The 24,210-nt window shown below is 59.8% G+C and carries 20 protein-coding genes and 1 tRNA gene; 4 read left to right on the top strand and 17 right to left on the bottom strand.

Annotated features, from left to right (window positions below; translation table 11 throughout):
• Window positions 1-19: 19 nt before the first annotated feature.
• Window positions 20-1,939, bottom strand: coding sequence for a phosphodiesterase DibA (gene dibA, locus ACA055_RS00870; RefSeq protein WP_497681946.1), 1,920 nt, complete (start codon window positions 1,937-1,939; stop codon window positions 20-22).
• Window positions 1,940-2,086: 147 nt separating this feature from the next.
• Here dibA and desA point away from each other — a divergent pair, with 147 nt between their 5' ends.
• Both desA and ACA055_RS00860 read left to right on the top strand, forming a co-directional pair.
• A complete protein-coding gene (gene desA / locus ACA055_RS00865; protein ID WP_497681945.1) occupies window positions 2,087-3,271 on the top strand; it encodes a delta-9 fatty acid desaturase DesA in 1,185 nt (394 codons plus the stop codon).
• Between the two features lie 143 nt (window positions 3,272-3,414).
• Entirely contained in the window at window positions 3,415-4,404 is a 990-nt protein-coding gene (locus ACA055_RS00860; RefSeq protein WP_497681944.1) for a GGDEF domain-containing protein, read from the top strand.
• 124 nt (window positions 4,405-4,528) lie between these two features.
• On the opposite strand, the gene ACA055_RS00855 is transcribed toward ACA055_RS00860, so the two are convergent.
• The 4 genes from ACA055_RS00855 to gabD form a co-directional block, all read right to left on the bottom strand.
• Window positions 4,529-5,743: an HDOD domain-containing protein gene (locus ACA055_RS00855; protein ID WP_497681943.1), complete on the bottom strand. Its 1,215-nt coding sequence runs from the start codon at window positions 5,741-5,743 to the stop codon at window positions 4,529-4,531.
• Window positions 5,744-5,899: 156 nt separating this feature from the next.
• A protein-coding gene (locus tag ACA055_RS00850; protein ID WP_497681942.1) for an IS3 family transposase occupies window positions 5,900-7,428 on the bottom strand; the annotation gives its coding sequence in 2 pieces (ribosomal slippage) (window positions 5,900-6,987 and window positions 6,987-7,428; 1,530 coding nt in all).
• A gap of 88 nt (window positions 7,429-7,516) precedes the next feature.
• The gene (gene gabT, locus ACA055_RS00845) at window positions 7,517-8,794 is read right to left on the bottom strand and encodes a 4-aminobutyrate--2-oxoglutarate transaminase (RefSeq protein WP_497681941.1); all 1,278 of its coding nucleotides are present in this window, start codon (window positions 8,792-8,794) and stop codon (window positions 7,517-7,519) included.
• 183 nt (window positions 8,795-8,977) lie between these two features.
• Window positions 8,978-10,420: an NADP-dependent succinate-semialdehyde dehydrogenase gene (gene gabD, locus ACA055_RS00840; RefSeq protein WP_497681940.1), complete on the bottom strand. Its 1,443-nt coding sequence runs from the start codon at window positions 10,418-10,420 to the stop codon at window positions 8,978-8,980.
• A 349-nt stretch (window positions 10,421-10,769) separates the two neighbouring features.
• On the opposite strand from gabD, the gene ACA055_RS00835 reads away from it, so the two are divergent.
• Window positions 10,770-10,846, top strand: a tRNA-Arg gene (locus tag ACA055_RS00835).
• Between the two features lie 112 nt (window positions 10,847-10,958).
• Here ACA055_RS00835 and ACA055_RS00830 read toward each other — a convergent pair.
• From ACA055_RS00830 to ACA055_RS00810, 5 genes are all read right to left on the bottom strand, one after another.
• On the bottom strand, window positions 10,959-11,228 hold the full coding sequence (locus ACA055_RS00830; RefSeq protein WP_497681939.1) for a hypothetical protein: 270 nt from the start codon (window positions 11,226-11,228) through the stop codon (window positions 10,959-10,961).
• Window positions 11,229-11,248: 20 nt separating this feature from the next.
• Window positions 11,249-11,878, bottom strand: a complete 630-nt coding sequence (locus ACA055_RS00825; RefSeq protein WP_497681938.1) for a hypothetical protein — start codon at window positions 11,876-11,878, stop codon at window positions 11,249-11,251.
• Entirely contained in the window at window positions 11,875-12,441 is a 567-nt protein-coding gene (locus ACA055_RS00820) for an RNA polymerase sigma factor (RefSeq protein WP_497681937.1), read from the bottom strand. Before ACA055_RS00820 ends, ACA055_RS00825 begins: the two co-directional genes overlap by 4 nt.
• A 29-nt stretch (window positions 12,442-12,470) precedes the next feature.
• The gene (locus ACA055_RS00815; protein ID WP_497681936.1) at window positions 12,471-14,177 is read right to left on the bottom strand and encodes a vWA domain-containing protein; all 1,707 of its coding nucleotides are present in this window, start codon (window positions 14,175-14,177) and stop codon (window positions 12,471-12,473) included.
• Window positions 14,178-14,265: 88 nt separating this feature from the next.
• A complete protein-coding gene (locus ACA055_RS00810) occupies window positions 14,266-14,826 on the bottom strand; it encodes a YbhB/YbcL family Raf kinase inhibitor-like protein (RefSeq protein ID WP_497681935.1) in 561 nt (186 codons plus the stop codon).
• 139 nt (window positions 14,827-14,965) lie between these two features.
• Here ACA055_RS00810 and ACA055_RS00805 point away from each other — a divergent pair, with 139 nt between their 5' ends.
• A complete protein-coding gene (locus ACA055_RS00805; RefSeq protein ID WP_497681934.1) occupies window positions 14,966-16,492 on the top strand; it encodes an FAD-dependent oxidoreductase in 1,527 nt (508 codons plus the stop codon).
• A 3-nt stretch (window positions 16,493-16,495) separates the two neighbouring features.
• Here the strand turns inward: ACA055_RS00805 and ACA055_RS00800 are convergent, their stop codons facing one another.
• From ACA055_RS00800 to ACA055_RS00770, 7 genes are all read right to left on the bottom strand, one after another.
• Window positions 16,496-18,001, bottom strand: coding sequence for a YdgA family protein (locus tag ACA055_RS00800; RefSeq protein WP_497681933.1), 1,506 nt, complete (start codon window positions 17,999-18,001; stop codon window positions 16,496-16,498).
• Window positions 18,002-18,329: 328 nt separating this feature from the next.
• On the bottom strand, window positions 18,330-18,965 hold the full coding sequence (locus tag ACA055_RS00795) for an NADH:ubiquinone oxidoreductase subunit N (protein ID WP_497681932.1): 636 nt from the start codon (window positions 18,963-18,965) through the stop codon (window positions 18,330-18,332).
• Between the two features lie 82 nt (window positions 18,966-19,047).
• Window positions 19,048-20,496 carry an efflux transporter outer membrane subunit gene (locus ACA055_RS00790; protein ID WP_497681931.1) on the bottom strand — a complete coding sequence of 483 codons (1,449 nt, stop codon included), beginning with the start codon at window positions 20,494-20,496 and terminating at the stop codon, window positions 19,048-19,050.
• The gene (locus ACA055_RS00785; RefSeq protein ID WP_497681930.1) at window positions 20,493-21,380 is read right to left on the bottom strand and encodes an efflux RND transporter periplasmic adaptor subunit; all 888 of its coding nucleotides are present in this window, start codon (window positions 21,378-21,380) and stop codon (window positions 20,493-20,495) included. Before ACA055_RS00785 ends, ACA055_RS00790 begins: the two co-directional genes overlap by 4 nt.
• On the bottom strand, window positions 21,377-21,586 hold the full coding sequence (locus tag ACA055_RS00780; RefSeq protein WP_497681929.1) for a DUF1656 domain-containing protein: 210 nt from the start codon (window positions 21,584-21,586) through the stop codon (window positions 21,377-21,379). Before ACA055_RS00780 ends, ACA055_RS00785 begins: the two co-directional genes overlap by 4 nt.
• Window positions 21,583-23,655 (bottom strand): FUSC family protein, encoded by a 2,073-nt coding sequence (locus ACA055_RS00775; protein ID WP_497681928.1) that lies wholly within the window; start codon window positions 23,653-23,655, stop codon window positions 21,583-21,585. The genes ACA055_RS00780 and ACA055_RS00775 overlap by 4 nt, the downstream gene beginning before the upstream one ends.
• Entirely contained in the window at window positions 23,652-24,080 is a 429-nt protein-coding gene (locus tag ACA055_RS00770) for a MarR family winged helix-turn-helix transcriptional regulator (RefSeq protein ID WP_497681927.1), read from the bottom strand. Before ACA055_RS00770 ends, ACA055_RS00775 begins: the two co-directional genes overlap by 4 nt.
• Window positions 24,081-24,210 lie beyond the last annotated feature (130 nt).

The following is a 24,210-nucleotide window of genomic DNA, read 5'->3' as shown; positions in this document are numbered from 1 at the left end:
CAAATGGGTTGCCAGGAATTCATCCAATCAGCGGTGCCCGCGCCCAATCCAGCTGCTCAGCCGGCACCGGCCGCCCAAACCAGTAACCCTGCCCAAGATCGCAGTCCTGTTCGAGCAAAAACGCCGCCTGCTCGACCTGCTCGATCCCCTCGGCATGGACCTGCATCCCCATGCTCTTGGCCAAAGCGATGATCACCCGCACGATCGCCGCGTCATCCTCATCCCACGGCAGCCCGGCGACAAAACCCTGATCGATCTTGAGCTTCTGCACCGGTAAACGCTTGAGTCGCAGCAACGACGAGTACCCGGTGCCAAAATCATCGATGGCCAGCCGCACACCCAGTTCGCGCATTCGATGCATCTGCTCCAGTGCCACTTCCGGATCCTCCATCACCGCGCTCTCGGTGACTTCCAGTTCCAGAAAGGCCGGATCCAGCCCGGTTTCGTGCAACACCTTCGCCACTTGCTGAAACAGCTCACGGCGGGCGAACAATCGAGAGGAAACATTCACAGCGACAAACGACAACGCCACACCGGCCTGCTGCCACTGGCACATTTGCTGACAAGCCTGCTGCATGACCCAGGCATCGATCTCGGCGATCAATCCGGTGCGCTCGGCGATGGGAATGAATTCCGCCGGCGATACCAACCCTCGCTGCGGATGCTCCCAACGCACTAGCGCTTCCACGCCGATCAGCCGACGGGTCTTGAGGTCGTGAACCGGCTGGTAATAAACCCGCAACTCCTGCTGTTCCAGCGCGCGGCGCAATTCGAATGCCGTCTCGACTCGCAGCTGGGCATGGGCGGTCAATTCTTCGGTGTAGAGGGCATAGCCATCGCGCCCCGCGCTTTTGGCCTTGAACAGTGCCGAGTCGGCGTTTCGCAACAACTGCTCGGCGCTCAAGGCGTCGCCGGGGAACAGGCTGATACCGATGCTGGTGTTGATGAACAACAGATGCCCGTCGATGAGGAACGGTTCTTTGAGGCCATCAATGACCCGCTGCGCCAGCGCCGCGGCGTGCACCAATTGCGGACAGCTTTCAGCCAGCACGGCGAACTCGTCGCCACCAAGACGCGCCAGCGTGATACCTGGACCGAACATGGCTTTCAACCGCTCGGCCACGGCTTTCAGCAGTTGATCGCCGATGGTGTGCCCGAGGCTGTCGTTGATCATCTTGAAATGATCCAGATCGATCATCAGCAACGCGCAGCCACGCTTGTGGATTTGCGCCGACGCCAGGGCCTGTTCGGCACGGTCAGTCAGCAACATGCGGTTCGGCAGATCGGTCAGCGGATCGTGATGAGCCAGGTGCGTCAGTTCGTGCTCGGAGTTCTTGATCGCGCTGATGTCGGAAAACACCGCCACGTAATGGCTGCGCCGCCCCAAGTCGTCGTGAATGATGCGGATGGTCTGCCATTGCGGGTAGATTTCGCCGGTTTTACGGCGGTTCCAGATTTCCCCGCTCCACTCGCCGGTGCTGTTGAGTGTCGCGAACATCGCCTGGTAGAAACCCGACGGGTGACGGCCAGACTTGAACAGGCTGGGCTGCTGGCCCAGTACCTCCTCGCTTTGATAGCCGGTGATTGCCATGAAGGCCCGGTTCACATGGACGATCAATCCTTTGCTATCGGTGACCAACACCCCTTCGCGCGTGCAATCGAACACCGCGGCCGCCTGACGCAAACGCTCCCGGTCCTCATTGCGCTCGCGCAGTTTGGCGCCGATCCCCAGACAACGGAACAATCGCGCCCGGGCGAGAAAGATCAACCCGGCACTGAGCACCACCCAGGCGTAACCGTTGATCAGTTGCCACCGCAACAGCTCATCGGAGCTATCGAAGAAACTGCTTAATAAATAGCCACTGAACGCCAACCAGACGACGGAAAGCAACAGGTAGAGCAGCGCTGCGCGTAAGGCATCGCGATAGGTGGCAGACATTCGGCCGTCCATGTCCCTTCAAAAAGGATGGAATTATAGGTTAAAGAAACATCCAGCCACTCTTATCTGAAAGGGCGACTGGTTTTATCTGTGGGCTTAGTGATAATGCAGTGGCTGTTTTTTTCTTTATCGAGGGCCCTACAGCCTATGTGGTACGAAGGTTTTCTTGGCTTGTCGCCCTGGTCACTGGTGGCAGTCACCCTGCTGATGACCCACGTGACGATCGTCGGCGTCACGGTCTATCTGCATCGTTATTCAGCCCATCGCTCGCTCGAGCTCAATGCCGGCCTGAAACATTTCTTTCGCTTCTGGCTGTGGCTGACCACGGCGCAGAACACCCGCGAGTGGACCGCTATCCACCGCAAGCATCACGCTAAATGCGAAACCGTCGATGACCCGCACAGCCCGGTCATCAAAGGGTTGTCCACCGTTCTGCGCAAAGGCGCCGAGCTGTACCGCGCCGAAGCGGAAAACCCCGAGACCCTGCGCATCTACGGCAAGAACTGCCCGGAAGACTGGATCGAACGCAACCTCTACAGCCGTTTCCCGCTGCTGGGCGTGGCGATCATGGGCGTGATCGACCTGCTGCTGTTCGGCACCATCGGTATCACCATCTGGGCCATCCAGATGATGTGGATTCCCGTCTGGGCTGCCGGCGTGGTCAACGGCCTGGGGCATGCCATCGGCTACCGCAACTTCGAATGCCGCGACGCGGCGACCAATCTGGTGCCTTGGGGCATTCTGATCGGTGGTGAAGAACTGCATAACAACCATCACACCTACCCTAACTCGGCAAAACTGTCGGTGAAGAAGTGGGAATTCGATCTCGGCTGGGCCTGGATTCAGGTCTTCAGCTTCTTCCGTCTGGCCAAGGTCCAGCGGGTCGCGCCAATTGCCCACCGGGTTGAAGGTAAAGGCAATCTGGACATGGACACCGCCATGGCGATCCTCAACAACCGTTTCCAGATCATGGCCCAGTACCGCAAGTTGGTGATCGCACCGCTGGTCAAGCAAGAGCTTGAAAAGGTCGATCACTCGGTCCGTCACCAGTTCCACCGGGCCAAACGACTGCTCTCGCGGGAAACCAGCCTGCTGGACGAAAAACACCACGCTCGCATTCAGAACATGCTCGAGCACAGCCAGGCGCTAAAGGTAATTTACGAGAAACGCCTGGCCTTGCAGCAGATCTGGGTCAAGACCAGCTCAAATGGTCATGACATGCTGGCCGCCATCAAGGATTGGGTACACGAAGCCGAGGCCAGCGGGATTCAATCCCTGCGCGACTTCGCTGATCAGTTGAAAACCTATTCCCTGCGCCCCGCCGCTGTCTGACGCCGTTGATCGGTGCGCCCCGTTCGCGGGCGCACCCTCCGGAACTAAGCTCTAAATCCCCTATCTCAAAGACACTTCGCCATCCAGGCGGGCTTTGCCGCATCCGAAACTCGAGCGGCGCACGCCCTTTGAGATTTGTGTCGATGGTCAATAAAAACCTGCAAGACTCATCCCTACCCCAGTGGCCTGACGCCGCACAGACCTTGCTGGCGCTGATGCATGCACAAGGCGAAGTGGCGCGCCTGAGCGAACGCGAACAGCTGTTCAGCTCCCTGTTGGTGAGCGTCAACGCCGTGCTTTGGGCATTCAACTGGGAAACTCGCCAGGTGCTGTATGTGAGTCCCGCGTATGAACGGATTTTCGGTCGCTCCGCCGGCCTGTTGTTGTCCGATTACAACCAGTGGCGCGACAGCATTTACCCCGACGATCTGGACTATGCCGAGCGCAGCCTGGCCGAAGTGTTGGTCAAAGGCGCCGTTGAAGACCGCGAATACCGAATCATTACCGCCGATGGCCAGGTGCGCTGGCTCAGTGACAAGTGCTTCATCAACCGCCAGGCCGAGCCAGGGCAACCAGTGATCATCGTCGGCATCGCCGAAGACATCACCGACAAGAAGCAGATGGAAACCGAGCTGCACCGCCTGGCGACCACCGATGTATTGACCCAAAGCAGCAACCGCCGTCACTTCTTCGATTGCGCCCGTCGCGAGTTCGAACAGGCGCGGCAGCGAGGCACGCCGCTGGCATTCCTGCTGCTGGACATCGATGATTTCAAAGTGATCAACGACACCTACGGCCACCAGGAAGGCGACAATGTGCTCCAGCGGATTGCCGAGAGCGGTCGCGCGGCATTGCGTCGGGGTGATGTGTTCGGGCGAATTGGCGGCGAGGAGTTCGCAGCGGTGTTTCCCGGTTGTGCGCCAGACATGGCCATGCAAGTGGCCGAGCGCCTGCAACGGGAAATTCAACGATTGAGCTTCAGCCATGATGAACAGACATTCGGCATCACCGTCAGCCAGGGCCTGACCAGCCTCACTGCCGAGGACGAAAGCCTCGACAGCCTGTTTGCCCGCGCAGACACGGCGATGTACGAAGCCAAGCGCCAGGGCAAGAACCGCATCATCTCCGGCTGACCGCCCCACACAAATCCAATCTGGGAGCGGGCTTGCTCGCGAAGGGGCCGGCACATTCAACATCATTGTTGGCTGTTAGTCCGCTTTCGCGAGCAAGCCCGCTCCCACAGGTTTTGCGTAAAGCTTATTTTTTGCGCAAACGCATCAACTCCGGTAAGCCGATCTTGAGCAACCGCGCCGTGCGGCTTTTGGCCAGTTCCTCGATACCCTCATGCTCAGTCAGTCGCGCCAACTGCGCGGCCATGTTCATCACCAGCGCTTCGCGGGAGTAAACCCCGCCACCGAGCTGATAGACCGCCGCAATCAGCTCTCGCAGCTCCAGCGGCAGGCGCCAGCGGGTGCGCAGTGCCGAACCATAGGCCGCGCCGAATTCAGCCAGCGCATCGCCCACCTCCTCCCATTCATCCAGCTCCCCGCCGGCCTCCTTCCATTCCTGCAAACACCGCAGCAACGCCAAGTCGCCGAGGCGATGCAGCATGCCGGCGCAATAGCAGCGCTCCTGCTCCAAATCCAGCAAGCGCGCCAGCGTCCGTGCGTATTCGGCGGTGTGCAGCGACAAGTTCCAGTAACGCTCGGCATAGTCCGCCAGATACGGATCGCTCAGCCTGGCAGTGCGCTTGAGCGCCAGCCCCAGAATCAGGTTCATGCTTTGTCCGGTGCCCAGGCGGTGCAGCGCCTGGGACAGGGTTTGCACAGACGCACCATGGTGCTGCGCAGCGCTGTTGGCGGCGGAGATCAACACCGCGGTGATCTGCGGATCGGTGCGGACCTCGTCTTCCAGTACCTTCAGATCGAGGCCATTGGGATTGAGGCTGCGTTTGACTGCCAACTGCACGTCAGTCATCAACGGCGCACCGTCCGCCAGCTCACGACGACGGTCCAGGTACACCGACAAGGTCATGCCCAGCGCCAGTGACGGCACCGCGCACGTCACCTCTTCACCGATGTTCAGCAGCAAATCCTGCAGGCGATGGGTCAGGCTTTCCATGTTCAGGGGTTTGGTCAGGTACGCGCTGGGCGCCAGAGGCAACACTTCGCGCACGCTGGTGCTGTCGTTGCGGCTGCTCATCAGAATGAATGGCAACGGCGGATTGCGTTTGCGCTGGCGAACACTGCGCAAGACATTCAAGCCATCAACGCCAGGCAACTCCCAGTCGACGATCACCAGGTCGTACGGGTTTTCCGCCAACAAGTGCAGCGCTTCTTGACCATCGGCACACAGATCCAGCCGTGCGTCGCAGCGCACACTCAACAACACTTGTTTGAGCAGGTCACGCGTCCAGGGGTCGGCCTCGGCAATCAGCACTCGCGGTAAAGCAGGTAAAACCACAGCGGTCATCTGCACACTCCCTTTGCAATGCTTGTACCTTAGTCAATGCTGGCCACTGGAAACAGGGCGATGGGTTCTCAGGACACGAAAAAAAACCCGCCGAAGCGGGTTTTTTTGTCGATCACGGTACGTGTCAAGGTACCTGTCGCCTTAGTACAGCTGCGACTAGCCCATTGCGCCCTTAACTTCAGGGCGCTCTGGGTTTAAATACACCGCATCTGCCAGCTTCCAGTTCCGTGTCCGAGTACTCCAGCGATTCGGATTAGCTTCCCTGGCATCTTCATAAAGTGCTGCTCTAGCTTGTAATAAAACCGTCGCTTTGCCTTCGTGACGTTCGTTCGGCGTCACATATTTCAAGGCGCTGTGGCGGTGATCTTCGTTGTACCACTCTATGAATTTCTGCACCCAAAGCCTTGCATCAGTGACCGTATCAAAAGGTTGATCCGGCCAGAGTGGGCAGTACTTGGCGGTGCGGAAAAGTGCCTCGGCATAGGCGTTATCGTTGCTCACCCTTGGCCGGCTAAAGGATGGCTCGACGCCCAGCGCAACCATACTTTCACGCAACAAAGAACCTCTCATCACGTGCCCGTTATCCGAGTGCAGCACCAGCGAACGACCCGCTGTGTGTTCACGTAAGCACCCCTTCCTGAGCAGTTCGCACGCGTGTTCGGCGCACTCCACCTCATGTACTTCATTGGCGACCAGCTTGCGGCTGTAAACATCCTTGACCATGTACCAGTAGAAAAACCGACCTCTGACGGTACTAGGCAACCAGGTGATATCCCAGCACCACACCTGATTGGGGCTGTCAGCGCGATGCGTCGTCAGCACCCTGCGTTTCGGGGCTTTGGTTCTGCCGCGACGCACGTTTTGATTGGCTGCTTTTAACACACGATAAAACGTCGACTCCGAGGCCAGGTAGATGCCTGCATCGGCCAGCTTAGGAACGATTTGGTGCGGGGTGAGGCTGGCGTAGCCAGCCTGATTGGCAGCATCAAGCACCGCTTGGCGTTCTGTCTCACTGAGCTTATTAGCCGGAGCTGCCCGTTGAGCCAGTCGTCGTCGATCACAGCCAGCGTGTCGCCAGCGTTGGACTGTGCGCAGGCTCAACCCCAACTCATTGCACGCTCGATATCGACGAGCGCCATTCAGCACCGCGTCTGCAATCAACTTCATGGCTTGCGTACGATCAGAGGCGTCGATCAGTCTTCCTTGTCCTTGCCCCAGATCGCATTGGCTTTTTTTCTGAGTTCCAGCAAAGCCTCCGCCTCAGCACGTCCAGCATCTGACCGGATCAACTGACGTTCCAACTCTTTAATCCGCCGTTGCTCGGCAGTTTTCTCTACGCTGGGTTTCAGATCAGCAAGAATATTGGCGTTTTGGCAGGTCTCGCGCCATTGACGGATTTGCTCCGGGTAGATGCCCTTGATCCGGCAGTATTGAGAGGTTTCCACCTCACTCAACGGTGCGGTTTCCATCACAGCGTTGAATTTATCGGCGCTGGACCATTGATCACTGGTCTTGCCGTTTCCCGGCACGATCAAACCTTTATCTCTAGCCATTTGTCTCCAGTTTCGCAGTGACTGAGGCGTGAGATTAAGCGCAACGGCGAGTTCCGCCACTGAGCGATTGAGGGGCGGCATCATTTGCAGAACGACCCAATCTTTGAAGTCTTCGTCATAGCGCTTGGACATTGCAAAACACCTTCGCCCTCTTGAATGAATGAGTCAATCAACAAGGGCGACAGGTAGCCTGACACGGAGGGATCAGCTCACAAATCGATCAGAGCTCGGAGAAGCACTCTTCGATGATTGCCAGACCTTTGTCCAGTTGCTCGTCCGGCGAGGTCAGCGGTACCAGTACGCGCAGAACGTTGCCGTAGGTGCCGCAGGACAGCAGGATCAGGCCCTTGTCGCGAGCCTTGGCCACAACGGACGCTACAGCGGCAGCGTTCGGCTTGTGGCTGTCGCCGTCGACGAACAGCTCGACCGCGATCATCGCGCCCAGGGCACGGACTTCGCCGATCACCGGGTACTTGGCCTGGATGGCTTTCAGGCCAGTGACCAGACGCTCGCCAACCGCCTTGCAGCGATCCAGCAGGTGTTCTTCTTCGAACACTTCCATCACGGCCAGGGCTGCGGCGCAAGCGATCGGGCTACCGGCGTAGGTGCCGCCCAGGCCACCTGGAGCGATCGCATCCATGTACTCGGCCTTGCCGCACACACCGGCCAGCGGGAAACCGCCAGCGATGGATTTGGCGAAGGTGGTCAGGTCAGCGGAAACGCCCATCTGTTCCATGGCGAAGAAAGTGCCGGTACGGCCAGCGCCAGTCTGCACTTCGTCAGCGATCAACAGAATGCCGTGCTGGTCGCACAAGGCGCGCAGGCGCTTCATGAACTCTTTAGGCGCGACGTAGAAACCACCTTCGCCCTGAACCGGCTCGATGATGATGGCAGCGATGTCACGCGGCTCGGCGTCGTTCTTGAAGATACGTTCGATGCTGGCGATCGAATCATCGACGCTCACACCGTGCAGTTCGTTCGGGTACAGCGCGCGGAAGATGCCGCCTGGCATCAGGCCCATGCCGGCCGAGTAAGGCACGACTTTACCGGTCAGGCCCAGGGTCATCATGGTGCGACCGTGGTAAGCGCCAGTGAAAGCGATTACGCCAGCGCGGCCAGTGGCGGCACGGGCGATTTTCACGGCGTTTTCTACAGCTTCTGAACCGGTGGTCACCAGCAAGGTTTTCTTGGCGAAATCACCTGGCACCTTGTCGTTGATTTTTTCGCACAGTTCCACGTACGGCTCATAAGCCAGCACCTGGAAGCAAGTGTGAGTCAGCTTGTTCAGCTGCGCAGTCACGGCGGCGATGATTTTCGGGTGCACGTGGCCGGTGTTCAACACGGCGATACCGCCGGCGAAGTCGATGAACTCGCGACCTTCAACGTCAGTCACGGTAGCGTTCTTCGCAGACTCGGCGAAAATCGGGTGAATCTGGCCCACACCGCGTGGTACAGCAGCTTCGCGGCGTTTCATCAAAGAAGCGTTAGTCTTGCTCATAAAGTCCTCATTCACCGCTCATCGGGCGGCGTGGTTCAAGGAAAATGCGGCGGGGAGGCAACTACGGCAGCATGCGATGATCGACTGCCACAGCTTTCCCGGCCACAGAGAAAATTCCGTTTGAAGCGCAGAAAGGGACAGCGCTCTCGTGCCCTTTCCGCTTGAAACAATGCCTAGCCGGGCTTAGATGCCCAGGCAGAGGTATTTGATTTCCAGATAATCTTCGATGCCGTACTTGGAGCCTTCACGGCCCAGGCCCGAGGCCTTGATGCCGCCGAACGGCGCGACTTCGTTGGAGATCAGCCCGGTGTTGACGCCGACCATACCGTATTCCAGGGCCTCCGCCACACGGAACACACGGCCCAGGTCGCGAGCATAGAAGTACGAAGCCAGACCGAACTCGGTGTCGTTCGACATCGCGATCACTTCGGCTTCGTCTTTGAAGCGGAACAGCGGCGCCAATGGACCGAAGGTTTCTTCCTTGGCCACGGCAGCGTTCTTCGGCACGTTGGTCAGGATGGTCGGCTCGAAGAAGTTGCCTTCCATGCTCTTGCCACCGGACAGCACGGTTGCGCCTTTGCTGACGGCGTCAGCGATGTGCTCTTGAACCTTGGCTACAGCTTTTTCATCGATCAGCGGGCCAGTGGTGGTGCCTTCTTCCAGACCGTTACCGATCTTGAGCTTGGATACGGCCACTTTCAGCTTCTCGGCGAACGCGTCGTAGACCGAATCCTGAATGTACAGGCGGTTGGCGCAGACGCAGGTCTGGCCGTTGTTGCGGTACTTGGAAATGATCGCGCCTTCGACGGCCTTATCCAGGTCCGCGTCGTCGAACACGATGAACGGCGCGTTGCCGCCCAGTTCCAGGGAGACTTTCTTGATGTCCTTGGCGCATTCAGCCATCAGCTGACGACCGATTTCGGTCGAGCCGGTGAACGACAATTTACGCACGATCGGGTTGCTGGTCAGCTCGCTGCCGATGTCGCCGGCGCTGCCGGACACAACACTGAACACACCGTTCGGAATACCCGCACGCTGGGCCAATTCAGCCAAGGCGAACGCGGAGAACGGGGTTTGCGAAGCAGGCTTGAGCACCATGGTGCAACCGGCGGCCAGCGCTGGGCCGGCTTTACGGGTGATCATCGCGGCAGGGAAGTTCCACGGGGTGATTGCAGCGGTCACGCCGATTGGCTGCTTGATCACGATCAGACGCTTGTCTGGCTGGTGACCCGGAATCACGTCACCGTAGATGCGCTTGGCTTCTTCGGCGAACCATTCGATAAAGGAAGCGGCATAAACGATTTCGCCCTTGGCTTCGGCCAATGGCTTGCCCTGCTCCAGGGTCATCAGGCGAGCCAGGTCGTCCTGGTTCTCGATGATCAGTTCGAACCAGCGACGCAGCTTGTTCGCACGGTCCTTGGCGGTCAGTGCACGCCAGGCCGGCAGTGCTTTGTCAGCGGCTTCAATTGCACGGCGGGTTTCGGCAGCGCCCATTTTCGGCACGGTGCCCAGAATTTCGCCCGTTGCCGGGTTGTTGACCTTGATCGTCTGACCATTGTCCGCATCGACCCAAGCGCCATCGATAAAGGCTTGCTGGCGGAACAACTGGGTGTCTTTAAGCTGCATGTCGGCTTTCCTTAACAGCACCGCGGCGGGCGCGGAGCAAATTATGATTGTAGAAAGGCGCCTTATAGGCTGCCGTCAGGGAAATCATTCACCGGGCTGAAGCACATAAATAGCGCACTGATCGAACTCGTGCGGTTCAGCACCCAGACAAGAGCGTTTGAAATCTCAAACGAATCCTAGGATCAAAGGGGGTAAAGGACAATAGGCTGTTCGAAAAAAAGAACGAAAACGCCGCATTTGCCTAATTTTTCTGATCAACGTAGCAAACGCAGGTTACGCTTTGGAAAAACGCAGGCGATTCAGCAGCATGGACGCCCGCAGCGCATATGAGTATCATGGCGCCCGCATTGCACCAGTAGCTCAGCTGGATAGAGTACTGCCCTCCGAAGGCAGTGGTCGTGGGTTCGAATCCCGCCTGGTGCACCATACGCAGAAACGAGAAAGCCTCAGATCTTAGGGTCTGGGGCTTTTTTGTGGGTATCGTAAACAACTATTGAGGACGTCTCTGGCGTACAAAAAAACCGCCGAAGCGGTTTTTTCATTCTGTCGTCCAATCAAACTCGTCGTACTCATCATCGTCTTCTTCGTCCTCGATCAATTCATCATCAAGGACGTCTTCCTCAAGCGCTTCTTCTGCCTGCTTTGCCAGAAGAAACTCCTTACGACTCTCAGTCACTGCCCGTCGTAATTCCTCGCCCTTTTCCGGGCAGTTGAGCATTTGGGCGATGCGGTCGATTTTATTTGCCACGGCATCCTCCAACGCATCGGCTATGAGCCGATAGTGCGCGCTTTCGGGCGTCGATGCCAAATGGGCGTCCGCTGCTCATCTCATTTTTTCTGCAAATCCTGGAGTCGTACCTCAAGGTTTTCATCGGGAAAGCGTTTGCGCAATTGCGCCATCAGGGCATCGGCCGCTTGCTTCTGACCGGCATTCTGAAGCCGCACCACCTCACGTAATTGCTCATCCAGCGTCTTCACCGGAACCGCCGTACGCTTGCTGACCTTTGCTTCATCAGCCATTTCAGCGTTGAACGATTCGCTCTGCGCCGGGGCGGAAAAATCGGCCATGGGTGCTGCTGGCGCGGGTGCGGACATCGCGCCGGCCGGGGCGGCCAGAGATCGGGCAGCTGACGGTGGAGCTTCTGCAGATTCTTTTTTGGCAGCAGGGGCGGAGGCTTTGGGCGCGGGAGCAAAGTCGTAACTCGACGCCTGATCCGGCGTGCGTTGCACCAGCGCCAACATCAGGGCCACGCCGACCAGGCTGGCGAACGCGACTTGCCAGCGAGGTTTCTGGCAGGCCTGGACCCAGCGTTGCCACAGGCCTGGCTTGGGCACGGGTACCTCGCGGTGCGCGGTGGCCAGGATGAAGGCGTCGAGGTGGGCCGGAGGTTCGCCGGTGGCATGCTCACGGAAATGCTGCAGCATTTCATCTTCGGGTGTTTTGCGGGCGTCAGTCATGTCAGTACCTCCTCGGCCAGCAGCCGACGCAGTTTTTGCTGGGCGTAGCGCAAGCGGCTTTTGACGGTTTCCAGCGGCGTTTCGGTGAGGGTGGCGATCTGCGGCAGATCGAGATCGCCGTGGGCGCGCAGCAGGAATACTTCGCGCTGGTCGGTGGGCAAGATTTGCAGGGCGGCTTCGAGGCGCTGGCTGTCGCGGCTCAGGCTCAGCAGTTGCTCGGGATCGGCTGCGTCATCGCTCAAGGCGTGAATCTGTTCGTCGTAGCTGTCATGCAAAGGGTTGTGGACTCCGTGCTTGCGCCAGTGATCGATCAGTCGATTGCGGGCAATCTGGTAGAGCCAGGTACGAAAATTCGCCCGACCTTGTGGCTGACTGGTGCTACGGATCAGGCTCAGCCAGGTTTCCTGGTAAACCTCTTCGGCCAGTTCGGATTTACCGCTCAGGCCGAGCAGGAATCGATAAAGCCCCTGGCGATGACGAGCGTACAAAATCTCGAACGCCGGCCCGTCGCCCGAGCGATAACGCGCCAGCAGCGATTCGTCGCTCAATTCTGCGTCAGCCATTTCAGTTGTAGCCTCCGTTGAGCGGCTCACTATTCGATCCGGTTGTCATTGGGCTGTTGATTCGATGCTGTCGAGGTGCGAAGGCTTTGGGCCAACTCCACCAATTGCACGAATTCTGCGCGCAGGCCGAATCGGTCCTCGCCTCGTGCACCGCGGGCCAGTGCTTCGGTGTCTTTCAGGCTGAAATCACCTGTGTAGCGTCCGTCCTTGAGTTGCTGGGAAAACGCCGCAACGGCCGCCGCAAATCGTAGGTCGTCACTGGCTTTACCGGCATCACCGTTAACGATTGGCCGCTCGATCAACCGACTATTCCCACCTTCAGGCAACTGATAACGCACACGCAGCATCGCCAATTCCCCAGTTTTTCCAGAAGCGGCGGCCTCGGGATTGCCATATCGCAGCGGCTCCATCCAGCCCTTCTCACCCTTGGGCACAATTTCGTACAGAGCCGTCACCGTGTGTCCTGCACCGATTTCACCAGCATCAACCTTGTCGTTACTGAAATCCTCACGTTTCAACGCGCGGTTTTCATACCCTAACAGCCGATATTCACTGACCTGCGCCGGGTTAAATTCCACTTGCAGCTTCACGTTCTTCGCCACCACGGCGAGGGTTGAGCCGAGCTGATCCACCAGCACCTTGCGCGCCTCGCGCAGGTTGTCGATGTAGGCATAGTTACCGTCGCCGGCATCGGCCAGTTGCTCCATCAGGTGTTCATTGTAGTTATCCACACCGAAACCCAGGGTGGTCAGGGAAACGCCGGTCTTGCGCTTATCCACAGCCATTTGCTTGAGGCTGTCGAAGTCGCTGATGCCGACGTTAAAGTCGCCGTCGGTGGCCAGCAAGATGCGGTTGATGCCTTTGGGGATAAACGCCTGCTGCGCCATTTGATAGGCCAGTTCGATACCCGACGCGCCTGCGGTCGAGCCGCCAGCCGTTAGTTGTTCGATGGCTGTACGAATCTTCGCTTTTTCCCGTCCGGAAGTCGGCTCCAGCACCACACGCGAGTCGCCGGCATAGACCACCAACGAAACCCGGTCCTGCTCGCGCAATTGATCGACCAAAAGTTTCAGCGTGCTTTTGACCAGCGGCAACCCTTCGCGACGGTCCATCGAGCCGGACACGTCCACCAGAAACACCAGATTCGCTGGTGCCAGTTCCGCTACCGCGCGGTCGGAAGCCCTGATACCGATGCGCAGCAATCGGGTATGCGGGTTCCAGGGCGACGGCGCCAGTTCTGTGGTCACGCCGAAGGGCGATCCATCCGTGGGGAGCGCGTAATCGTAGGGGAAGTAATTGACCATTTCTTCCAGTCGCACCGCGCCTTCGGGTGGCAGGCGACCTTGATTGAGCAGGCGGCGAACATTGGCGTAAGCGCCGGTATCGACGTCGGCGCTGAAGGTCGATACCGGCGCTTCGGCCACGCTGTGAACCGGATTGTCCGCCAGCGCTTGGTATTGCTCCCGCTGTTCATCCCGATAGCCGGGCGCAGGAGCTTCAGACATCGGGGCATAGCCCGCCATCGGCGCCGGACGCACACTGCGCTTGGCCATCGAGGCGTCCGCCATGACCGCCTCGCTTTGGACCAACGCCTCGGTCTTCAAAGCACCTTGAGCCGGTGGCGACACTGAGGCGGAATCAGGTGTGGACGAAACGCCGCAACCGGCAATGGCCAGCAGCAAACCGGCGGCAAAACCCTGGGCGGCCGGGCGGAGAAAATGCAGGGGGAGGGACATGGGGGCTGACCTCAGGAGGAAATTGATCCATTCAACTTCTGAGACGGACAGCCCGCTCGGTTCGGGTTAAGCCAAAGCGAAAAAATCTTCAGCGGTGATAACGCCGCACCACGCTGCTGTTTTTCAGCACATGGCCTTTGATCTTTTCCATCAGCTGCGCGCGGGTCAGGCCGGCGGGCAAAGCCTCAGGGGCCAGGTCCAGGGCGTAGAGCTGGATGATGTAGTGGTGGGAACTGTCGCCCACTGGCGGGCAAGGACCGATGTAACCGGTGGTGCCTTTGCTGTTGCTGCCGCCCACGCCTTCGAGGGCGGATTTGGCGCCGACACCGGCGGGGATTTGATGAGTCGCTGGCTTGATACCGTAATGAATCCAGTGATCAACGCCCAGGCCTTTCTGACCGTCTGGATCGTGCATCACGATGGCATAGCTCAAGGTGCCCGGCGGGCCGGGGTTCCAGCTCAGGGCCGGCGACTGATTCTTGCCACCGCAGCCGCTGGCATCGCTGGCCGCTGCCGAGGTGAACAGGCGGTTATCCGAAACACCAGGAATGCTGAGGGTGAAGCGCTCCTGGGCCTGCGCCGGAAGTTGCACGCAAAGGGCGACTGCAAGGGCCGCCAGCCAAGGGTTCAGAGAGGTCAATCGGGTCATACCGGAGCACCTTGTGCGGGTGGGGCCGTCGTCGGCGTGCAAACTATAGCCGGACCGTTCATGCGCTGGCACCGGGAATTGGCTGAACCTCGGGACACGCGCCAAACTCTTAAGTGAAACGCCTGTCTGGAGAGCGATCATGGCACTGCACCGAGTTGCCCGTTTCGCCGATGTGTCGGAACACCGTGGCCTTGAAGTCCAGATCGCGGAGACAAAAATTGTTTTGCTGCGGGCTGGCGATCAATTGCGCGCCTATCAGGGCGAATGCCCGCACGCCGGTGCACCGCTGGCCGAAGGTGCGCTGTGCCATGGACGCCTGATCTGCCCGTGGCACAAGGCAGCTTATCGGATCGAGGACGGCGGGCTGTGCGAACCACCGTCCCTGGACAGCCTCAAGCGCTATCCGGTGGAGGTGCGCGATGACGAGGTCTGGGTCGACGATCAGCCGATGACCTACGCTCACACTCCGCCAGCGGATGACGAGCGGACTTTTGTGATCGTCGGTGCCGGCGCGGCAGGCACCGCGTGTGCAGCGGCATTGCGCGAGAACGGTTTCGGGGGGCGGGTGCTGCTGATCGACCGAGAAACTGATGCCGGTTACGACCGCACGGTGCTGAGCAAATTCGTGATCGCCGGCGAGATGCCGCCGGAAGAAGTCCCGCCGCTGCGTGATGAACGTTTTTATCAACAACAGCGTATCGAGCGGATAAACGGCGAAGTGGCGAGCCTGGATGCAGCTAACAAAACGCTACGACTGACCGACGGTCAATCGATGAGCTACGACGCAGCGCTGCTCGCAACCGGCGGCATACCCAAGCCTCTCACGCTGCCCGGTGCCGACCTGCCGCAAGTCTTTGTGCTGCGCTCGAAGGATCAGGCTCAACAGATTTTGAGCGCGGCGAAACCCGGCCAACGCGCGGTGATCATCGGTGACAGTTTTATTGCCCTGGAGTCCGCTTCGTCCCTGCGCGAATACGGTCTGGATGTCACCGTTCTGGCCCGACATGCAGTGCCCTTCGTCAAACAGTTTGGCGAAGCCGTCGGCAAAGCCATTCGTGCCCTGCACGAGGCCAACGGGGTGGTGTTTCATACGGATGGCGAAGCCACGCACATCGAAGGCACCGGCAAGGTCGAAGCCGTGCGGCTGGATAATGGCGAGCGTTTACCGGCGGATCTGGTGCTGGTCGGCATTGGCGTCAGCCCGGCAACCGGACCGTTTGCCGATCTGCCCATGGAAAAAGATCATTCGCTGAAGGTCGATGGCGGGATGCGCGTGACTGACGGGCTCTGGGCGGCCGGTGATATCGCCACTTTTCCGCTCAACGGCCAGCCTCAACGCATCGAACATTGGCGACTGGCGCAGCAACAAGCGCGGATCGCTGCGGCAAACATGCTGGGCGGCGACGAGCATTACCTCGACGTGCCGTATTTCTGGACCTGGCATTTCGGCAAAAACTACGACTACCTCGGTCACGCCGAGGCCTGGGACGAGGTCGAGTTCAAGGGCGACCCGAACCACCCGCCCTTTATTGGCCTGTTCGCCAAGAATGGGGTGGTGGTCGCCGCAGTGGCCTGCGATGAAGAGCGGGCAATGGCGATGCTCGCCGAACGGATGAAGCAGCCGCTGCCGGTGGATGAGGCGTGGCGGCTGATTCGAGACGTCTAGGCGTTACTGAACTACGCCAGCCCCACCGAGTTTGCTCATCACGAAACCGACGAACTCTTCGAAGGTCATCTTCTGCCCGTTGAACTCCACCTGATTGTTGGCGTAGTGCAATTTGGTGACGATGTTGTTGCCTTCCAGTTTTGCAAACTGCGTCCCGACCGCCATGCTGCCAAACATGTCGGCGGTGGCGGTGGCTTGGTCGGCGATGAGCTTGGCGTCGGTCTGGCCTTCGATTTGCGATTGCACGCTGAGCAGGTCGACAAGCATCGGCTTGGACACCTGCAGATTGAAGTCCAGCAGCGCGATCAATTGTTGCGTCAGTTGATCCGGCGGCAGGTCCATGGACTTCGGTTTGGTCAGGTCGAGCACCAGGTTGGCGCGACTTTCGCCATTGGTGGTGTGGAACGACAGATTTTCCAGGGCTACCTGCGGGCCGGCGGCGAGCAGTTTCTCCAGGCCGGTTTTGACCTGCGCCTCTTCGGCCGGGGTCAAGACCAGCTCTGGAACCGGTTCACCAGCGGCGGCGGCCTCAGCGGCGGCCTTCTCGTAGGGTTGCAATTTGGTCTGGTAAATCTGCATCAGCGACATCGTCGCCGGGATGTCGAGGTTCTTCAGGCTCATGGCCATCTGCGCCGAGCCGACAGTCTTGCCGTTCAAGGACACCTCGCCCACTTTGTAATCGGCACGCCCCGAGCCGCTGGTACCCGATTCCTCGGTCTGGTTTTTCATTTCAAATTTCTTGAAACCCAATACCGACTGCTTGGCGCCGAAGGTGGTCTTGCTGTCGGTCAGCTCGACGGTGTTCTCGCCGGTGTAGTAACCGTAGGTGCTTTTCGCCAGGTTGCTGGCCAGGGTCAGGCCGCTCAATTCGACCTTCACAGGCGTCTGGTCTTCAGCCACGGTGGTCAGCGTCAGGTTGTCCATGTAGCCGTTGGCCTTGACCTTCTGCGCTTGAGGGCTGGCAGCGACTTCGAGATTCAGCCCGGAAAACTTCAGGTTCGACTTGTCGTCCAGCGCCACGTCCAGCGGCAGCAATTCCAGATTGCCGTTGGTGGAGTTGTCGTAACCGATGTTGACCACGCCGGTGAGCGGGGATTTGTCTTTGGCGGCAGCGAACCACTTCTCGGTGATTGGCGTCCTTTCCAGCTCGTAGTGACTGGTGGCCAAGACCGGCAGCCACTTCAGCGACACCAGGCGCGAGAACGGCAGCGGACCGTGCTCGATGCGATCGACAAACAGCAGCTCGACCGGCGCCTCACCGAACATTTCACCTTCGCCCTTGAGGCGGTAATGCGCGGTGCTGCTGAACACATGGCGCTCCAGCGACACCAGTTCCAGCGACGCCGTGCCGTTGGAGCCGACCAGCGCGGTTTGCAGTTCTTTGTTGGCGTCGGCGATCGAGGTGTTCAGCACACCTTCGAGTTTGGTGCCGGTGTACCAGGCACCGCCGGCGCTGATCGCACCGATGGCAACGACGATTCCAAGAAGCACGCCTGCTGATTTATTCATGAATTACCCGATCAATGTCCGTTGTTGAAGGTGTGGTCGTCTTCCCTGAACCCATGACGGGTTGTGGTCACGACTGCGCTAAAAGTGGGGTGCAGATTAGCATTAGCGACGCGGGGCAACCCAATGATTAAAGGTTAAAGAGTGTCCAGGGGACGCCGTTGCTTGTGGACAATGGGCAGGGGGCGAGAGTTTCAGTGGTCACCAGAATGCCTTCGCGAGCAAGCCCGCTCCCACATTGAATCTCTGGTGTGCACAAAATCTGTGTTCACCGCCGATCTAATGTGGGAGCGGGCTTGCTCGCGAAGGCATCGGTACAGCCAACATCAATTCAAGAATATTGGACTTCAATCTCATCAAGCTGATGATCAAAGCTTTTGAGCCGTGCAGTCCAGGTATAAACCAGCACCTCGAAATCCCGATTGATCACCGCCCCGCCCGTCACCTCCGAGCGTGGGTCGCAGAAGTCCAGTTGATAGCGTTCGCGAGCCATGGCGGTGGCGACGTCGGAGAGTTCGCGGGCGTTGTTGAGCCAGTGCCGGCCGTCGTCGGCGATTTGCTTGTCCAGCTCCAGGCATTGCGCCTTGAGCGTTTCGAGACTTTTTTCCAGCGGTGTGCCGGTAAGTTCGCCCATGACTTCCTGGAACGTGCGCCCCGGTTGCCAGTAACTGCCCCAGAAATATCGGTCGAACACCGTTTCGACGCGGCGCAGCGCAACCTTGGTGTCCCAGATCAGCACCAGGGTCTTGCCTCGTTCGAGCTGTCTTTTTTTGACGCGCTGACCCTGGAGCGAAGCCCAGGCGACCATCACGATGGACATCACGGCAATCAGCGCCGCGGCGCTGTCGAGGAACACCAGGGCCTTGTCGATCTGGTGGGCCAGCATGATGCCGTAGAAATAGGTGGCCGACAGCAAGACCAATGCCGTAATAGCGCACCAGAAGCCGGGAGCATAAGGGTTTTTCATTATTGGAATCCCCATGACCAACGCGAGCCTTGATCGATGAGTTCGACGAGCGATCTCATCAAGTCAAAGCATAGCAACGGCCTCAGGGTTTGCCGGGGTTCGTGCCGTGCGTTCGTCCGCTTTCCCAACCGCCGCCCAGTGCGAGGAACAAATCGATCTGGCTCATGGCAACCTGGGTGTTGGCGGACGCCAGTTGCGCCCGCACGTCGGTGTAAGTGCGGGTGGCTTGCAGGTCTGCCAGGAACGAAGCGCGACCGGCGGTGAAAAAACGGTGCGTCTGGTCGGCCGCCAGTTGCGCCGATTGTTCGGCGTCCGCCAAGGCGTCGCGGCGTTGCAACAGCGCGGAGTACTGGGCCAGACCGGTCTGGGTCTCGCGGATGGCGTTGAGCACCACGCCATCGAAATGCGCCAGTGCGCCTTGGGTCGTTGCCTCAGCTTCACGGATTCGCGACCGGGAGCCGTTGGACGGCACGGTCCAGCTCAGCAGCGGGCCAAAGCCCCAGCGATTGGTCGCCGGTTTGCCGAGGTTTTCCAGAATGCCGACGGTACCGACGGTCGCGCCGATGCTGATGTCCGGGTACAACTCGCCAGTGGCGATACCGATGCCGGCGGTCGCGGCAGCCAGTCGGCGTTCGGCCTGCCGTACGTCGGGGCGGCGTTTGAGCAAGGTGGCACCGTCCCCCACTGGCAACAATTGCGCAATTTTCGGTAGTTCAGCGCAGCTGGCAGTGCCGGCCGGAAGTTGATCCAGCGGTTTGGCCAGCAGCATCGACAAGCGGAACAACCCGGCCTGACGGGCCGCTTCATAACGCGGCATGTCGGCGCGCAGGGATTTGAATTGGGTTTGCGAGCGGGTGACCTGGGTTTCATCGCCGCGCCCGGCGTCGCGCAGACGCTGGGTCAGTGTGGTGCTCTGGGCTTGCAGGTCGAGAGAATGCTGGGCGATTTCCCGCTCTTCGTTGGCCGCGCACACTTGGGTGTAAGCCCGAACCACATCCGCCACTAGGGTAATGCGTGCCGTATCGGCGGCGGCTTGAGTCGCATCGGCATTGGCTTTCGCCGCTTCGATGCCGCGCTGCAACGTGCCGAACAAGTCGAACTGATAAGAGGTGGTGATGCCGATATCGCCAACGTTGGCCACCGGTACTTTTTCCGGTAGCAAGAAGGCTTCGCCGGACTCCTGCAAACGCTGTGCGCCCATCTTCACGCCGCCACTCCAGCCGCCAGCCGCCTGGGCTTCGTCAACCTGAGCGCGGGCCCGGGAAAGGTTCGCCGCCGCCACGCGCAAATCCGTGTTGGAGTCCATGGCTTGTTGCAACAGTTGATCGAGGCGCGGGTCCTGATACAAGCGCCACCAATCGCTTGGCACCGGCGCGGACACGACATTTTTGCCGTCCACCGCCAGTTCGCCCTGCAAATCTTCACGGTGAACGGCGGCTTCGTCCGGCAAGTGATAATCCGGCCCAACCACCTGACAGGCCGACAGCAGCAAGCCCAATCCGGCGACAGCCAATGCCGAGGCCCTGCTCATTTCGCGGGCTCCAGGTTTTGATCATCCATGATCGACACGGTCGCGGTCCGCCCGGCAATCATGCGGAAATCCGCCGGCACGTCGTCGAAGGCGATCCGCACCGGAATCCGCTGGGCCAAGCGCACCCAACTGAACGCCGGGTTGACGTTGGGCAACAGGTTGCTGCCGCTGCTGCGGTCGCGGTCTTCAATGCCGGCGACGATGCTTTCCACGTGCCCGCGCAGGCGCGCACGGTCGCCGATCACGCGGATGTCCACGCTTTGGCCGACATGGATGCCGTCCAGTTTGGTTTCTTCAAAGTACCCATCGATGTGGAATGAGTTGCTGTCCACCACCGATAACACCGGCCGCCCGGCGGTGACGAACTCCTGCGTTCGCGGCGCTCGGTCGTTGACGTAGCCGTCCACCGGGCTGCGGATGGTCGAGCGGTCGAGGTTGAGCTGCGCGCTGTCCACCGCCACTTGGGCTTCCATCAACGCCACCTCGGCACGAGCGACGCGCGACTGGCTTTCTTCCAGTTGCTCGCCCGGCACCAGGTTGCCGAGGCCGCGGTTACGCTTGGCTTCCCGTTGCGCCTGCGCCAGGGTTTCCTGACGGTCGGCGACAGCCGCTTTCGCTTGGCGCAGGGCCAGTTTGAAACGGTCCTGATCGATGCTGAACAACACCTGGCCGCGTTTGACCAACTGGTTGTCGCGCACGCCCACTTGCTGGATCAGCCCGGAGACGTCCGGCGCAATCTGCACGATGTCGGCACGGATGTGCCCGTCCCGGGTCCAGGGCGCGAACATGTAATACATCACCATGCGCCAGACCACGACCACCGCGAACGTCACGATCAACAAGGTCAGGACCACACGGCCAATGGTTAAAAACGGTTTTTTCATGTCATCAGGTATCGACTGAGTGAGTCCACGGCGCCGAGCAGCAAAGCGTAGAGAGCCACGTTGAACAATGCCCGGTGCCAGACCAGACGGTAAAAGTGCAGGCGCGTCAGCAACCCGTGCACCAGCAGGTACAACACATACGTCATGCCCATCAGCACCAGCAGCGTGGGCAAAAACACCCCGCTGATATCCAGATCGCCGATCATAGAGGTGCTCCATCGATGCCATGGGGCAGCGGCTCTTCGAGTTCGCTGCCACCGACGAATTCCACCCCCGGCAGCAACGACAGGCGCAGGCCGCTCAAGGCGTGCAGCAGATGCAGGCGGGTCTCGTCATCGCCCTGGCCGCTGAGGGCTCGGCGGGTGCGGTCCAGCGTCATCAACAACGGGCTCGGCGCCGGCAGACGCGCGCCAGCCTTGAGGCACGCCTTGAAGTACTCGCCGACCTCGGCCACCACCTGACGCAGCAGCACGTGCGCCACACCGTGCACGCGCGGCGAGTAAGCAATCAGGTCCAGCAGGTTCAGCGCCACCCGCACTTCTCGCAGCGCGATGCCGGAGTCCTGGCCGGTCATGGCCAGACGCGGCAGGTGCTGCATCAGGCGATCGAGCATCTGCACGCCCAGGTGCCGGTGTTCGGACAGCGTGGCCGGTTCGGTGAGGCTGACAATGTCGCGCCAACTGAAGCGGGTCAGACGCTTGGCCGCCAGTTCTGCGCCGAACGGCCGGGCGATCAGGGTCCAGACGAAGGCAAACAACAACCCGACGGGACCGGCCAGGTTGGAGTTGGCGAAGCTGAGGAAATCTGCGTCGTATGCGCCCTGAATGCTGATGAAGGACGAGGTGTTGACGAGGGTCAGCAGCATGCCCAGGTAAAACTGCGGTTTAACCGTCAAGGTACCGATGCAAATGAATGGCACGGCAAACGCCAGGACCAACATCGGGAAGTCGTGCAGGTTGGGCAGGACCAGAAACAGATAAAGACTGGCGAACAGCACCGACATCGCCGTCCAGAAAAAGAACCGGTAAATCTGCGGCGCCGGGTCGTCCATCGAAGCGAAAAAGCTGCATGCCACCGCCGCCAGAATCACCGCGGCGCCGCCGTCGGTCCAGCCGAGCAAAATCCACAGCACCGAGGCGACGATGATCGCAGTCACCGTCGACGCTGCCGAATAAAGCATCAGGCCACGGTCGAGAAACGGCGACAGCCGACCGAGGCGCCAATGCCGGTACACCGCGCGCCAGCTGTCCTGGCTTTCGCACTGGATGGCGTATTGCAGGCTGCGGCAGTCTTGCCATAAATCGATCCACTCGCCGAGGCGATACAGCGCGTTGGAGAACAGCAATTGCTTGCGATCATTCAGCGCTTCGGCACTTGGTTGCAGGGCTTCGAGCTGGTTTTTCAGGACCTGCCAGCGCTCGATGTTGGCGTCCCGGTGGTCGAGCCATTCGGTGGTCGCATTGAGTAGCGGCGCGAACTTATCCACAAGCTCGGGCGTGCGTCGCTCCAGGGCATAGAGCGCATCGTCGAGGGCGTCGATCACCGGCAACAGGTGAATCATGCGGCCGCGAAGTTCCTTGGTGTTGCGCACGGTTTGCGGTCGCGCGCCCTCATGGGGCAGTTGGCCGATCATCAATTCCAGACTGTTGAAGGTCGTCACCATGGCGGAGCGCAGAGTGCTGACTTCCTCAGGCTGCACGTTGCGGCTCAGAAAGCGCAGGCTGTAGGTCGAGGCATCGGCAAACCATTTGTTCACCGAATCGTTGAACACCGGCGCCAGCCGCCGGGGCCAGAACATGGCACCAACCACCGCCGCAACGGCGATGCCGAGGAAAATCTCTTCGGTACGCGCTTCGGCCACATCCCACACCGCCAACGGGTTATCCACCACCGGCAGGGCGATCAGCGGCAAGGTGTAACCGGCGAGCATCAACGCGTAGCTATTGGCGGTGCGCAGGTGCAGGGACAGGAACAGCAAAATCCCGGTCCACAGCGCAATGACCACCACCAGCACATAAGGGCTCTGGACAAACATCGGCACGAAAAAAACCGCTGCCGCAGCCCCCAGCAGAGTGCCGACCGCGCGGTACAACGCCTTGGAACTGGTAGGGCCGACAAACGGACTGGAAACAATGTAGACCGTGGCCATCGCCCAGTAAGGACGGGGCATTTGCATGAGCATGGCGATGTACAACGCAATCATCGATGCCGCGAACGTGCGCACACCGTAGAACCAGTCCCGCGCCGGGGGCACGCCGGTAAAAAATCCGTTCAAGGGTTGGCCACCGGCAGATGATTGGCCGCTTCAAAAGCTCTCAATACCCGCAGCGCGGCTTCCAGATCGCTCTGGTCGATCCCTTCAAGCACTTCATGACGCAAGCGCACCAGCTCGATTTCAACGGCCTGCACCAACGCCCGACCCGTTTCGGTCAGGCTCAGGCATTTGGCGCGGCGGTCGTGGGGGTCTTCGGTACGACAGACATAGCCGGCATGGCACAGCTGATCGAGCAAACGCACCAGGGACGGACTCTCCATCCCCGCCGCCTGCGCCACCGTCACCTGCCGCACACCCTCGCCCAAACGCCCGATCATCAACAACGGGACAGCACAGGCTTCGGAGATTCCATAGTTGACCAGCGTGGTCTGGCAGATCCTGCGCCAATGCCTGGCGGCCACCACCATGGAGCTGCTGATGTTCATCTGGAGAGCGTCGAGGGATTTCGGCACGGGAGAAAAGACACACTGTTAGTTTGCTAACTATCAATATGGCATTTGGGGGGAAAGTCGGTCAAGTTTTGAAACAAATTCGTTTCTGAAAAGAGCCTGACGT

It is taken from the genome of Pseudomonas sp. LBUM1657 (assembly GCF_059716075.1).
The sequence above is the reverse complement of the archived record's forward strand: the minus strand, read 5'-3'. Positions and strand labels throughout refer to the sequence as shown.